This is a genomic window from Kitasatospora sp. NPDC001539 (genome assembly GCF_040298565.1).
Classification (GTDB): domain Bacteria; phylum Actinomycetota; class Actinomycetes; order Streptomycetales; family Streptomycetaceae; genus Kitasatospora.
In genome coordinates, this window is sequence record NZ_JBEPAK010000457.1 from 1 (window position 1) to 2,030 (window position 2,030).

A 2,030-nucleotide genomic window follows, 5' to 3' on the forward strand; every position below is an offset into this window, starting at 1 on the left:
CGCGCGGCGGGGGTGCGCCCGGGGGGGGGGGGGGGGGGGGGGGCGCCCCCCGCCCCCCCCCCCGCCGTTGCGCGTCAGACCGGCACACCCGCCTTGACCACGTGCCTGAGGTGCTTCTCCGGGCGGGTCAGCACGGTGAGGTCGGCGAGCGGGTCGCCGTCCACGACGAGCAGGTCGGCGTGGGCTCCGGGGGCCAGGGTGCCGATCTCCCCCGCCATTCCGAGCAGGCGGGCGGCCGTGGTGGTCGCCGAGCGCAGCACGTCCGCGGCCGGCTGCACCTGGGCGCGCAGCGTGAACTCCTCGAGCTGGGCGGGGTGCAGCGGTCCCAGCAGGTCGCTGCCGTAGACCAGGTTGACGCCCGCGCGGTGGGCGCGCTCGAGGGCGGCCAGGCCCTGGTCCCGGACCTCGGCGAGCTTGCCGACGGAGGCCGGCGGCAGGCCCGAGGCGGCGCCGAGCCTGGCGGTCTGCTCGTAGGCGACCAGGGTGGGCACCAGGAAGGCGTCCTTCTCCAGCAGCAGGTCGACGGTGGAGTCGTCCAGCAGGTTGCCGTGCTCGACGCACCGCACGCCGGCCCGCAGGGCCCGGTCGATCGCGCGCGGGTGGTAGGCGTGCACGGTCACGTAGCGGTTGTGGTTCTCCGCCTCCTCGACCGCAGCCCGGATCTCCTCCTCGCTGTACTGGACGGCGGCGATCTCGTCGTGCGGGGAGGCGACGCCGCCGGAGAGCAGCACCTTGAGGTGCTTGGCGCCCTTGCGGAACTCGTCCCGGGCGGCGGCGCGCACGGCGTCCACGCCGTCGGCGATCCGGGCGAAGTCGGGGCGGGCCTGGCAGCAGGGCACCGAGTCGCTGCCGAGCGGGCGCAGGTCGCCGTGGCCGCCGGTCTGGGAGAGCGCCTTGCCGCCGTGCAGCAGGCGGGGCCCGAGCGCCAGGCCCTCGGTGAGGGCGCGGGCCATGCCGTGGTCGGCGCCGCCGACGTCGCGGACGGTGGTGAAGCCGCGGCGCAGCATCCGCTCGGCCTCGGCCAGCGCGCGGACGGTCGCGTAGCCGGGGCTCCAGTCGGCGACGTCGCGCAGGTCGAGCGAGGTGACCAGCAGGTGCACGTGGGCGTCGATCAGGCCGGGCAGCACGGTGGCGCCGGCGGCATCGATGATCCGGGCGTCCTCGGGGGCGGCGGGCGGGCGTCCGGTGCCGGTGGCGGTGATCCGGCCGTCGGCGGCCTCCAGCCAGCCGCGGTCGGTGCGGGTGCCGTCCTCGGGGTGGAGCAGGTGGGCGCCGGTGATCAGCAGGCGGTTCGGTCGGCTCATGGTGGTCGTCCCCTCCGGTTCAGTACGGGCCGTATTGAATACGACCTGTACTGAATACACCATGTACCGTTCTCCCGTGAACCCGCCCCCGGCCGAAGCCGCCACCCCCCGACCGCCCCGCCGCCGCGCCCACACCCGGGCCCGGCTGATCGCCGCGGCGAGCGAGCTGTTCCTCACCGTCGGCTTCGCCCGCACGAGCATCGAGGACGTCTGCGCCGCGGCCGGCTACACCCGCGGCGCCTTCTACTCGAACTTCAGCGGCAAGGAGGACCTGCTGCTGGCCCTCTTCGACGACCAGGCGGCCGCGCGGATCGCCGAACTGGAGGAACTGGCGGCCGCCTGCGAGGCGTTGGCGCCGCAGGAGCGGGCCCGGCGGCTGGTGGGCGCCCTGCTGCGGGTCGAGCCCGCCGAGACCGGCTGGATCCTGCTGTTCCTGGAGTTCAGGCTGGTCGCCGCCCGGTCGGAGGCGCTGGCCGAGCAGGTCGCCGCGCACGACCGGGCGGTCGCGCGGGCCCTGGCGGACGTCCTGCTGCGGACGCTGCCCGGGCTGGTGCCCGCGGGCGCCGGCGCCGAACAGGCGGCGGCCGTGATCCTCGCGGCCCGCGAGGGGCTGCTGGCGCGGACGGCGGCCGGCGGGGCGGCGGCCGGGGAGCTGCTGGCCGCGACGGAGGCGGTGCTGTCGGGCTTGCTGGGGAGTTGACGGAACGCCGGAGGGGCGGCGCCCGT

The 2,030-nt window shown here is 76.6% G+C and carries 2 protein-coding genes; one reads left to right on the plus strand and one right to left on the minus strand.

The window, feature by feature from the left end; translation table 11 throughout:
* Positions 1-74: 74 nt before the first annotated feature.
* A complete protein-coding gene (locus ABT247_RS33215) occupies positions 75-1,304 on the minus strand; it encodes a metal-dependent hydrolase family protein (RefSeq protein WP_350750277.1) in 1,230 nt (409 codons plus the stop codon).
* Positions 1,305-1,380: 76 nt separating this feature from the next.
* On the opposite strand from ABT247_RS33215, the gene ABT247_RS33220 reads away from it, so the two are divergent.
* Positions 1,381-2,004 carry a TetR/AcrR family transcriptional regulator gene (locus tag ABT247_RS33220; protein WP_350750279.1) on the plus strand — a complete coding sequence of 208 codons (624 nt, stop codon included), beginning with the start codon at positions 1,381-1,383 and terminating at the stop codon, positions 2,002-2,004.
* Positions 2,005-2,030 lie beyond the last annotated feature (26 nt).

Bases quoted from the DNA above. Each gene is read 5' to 3' on its own strand.
- ABT247_RS33215 (WP_350750277.1), bottom strand. From the start codon at position 1,304: ATGAGCCGACCGAACCGCCTGCTGATCACCGGCGCCCACCTGCTCCAC.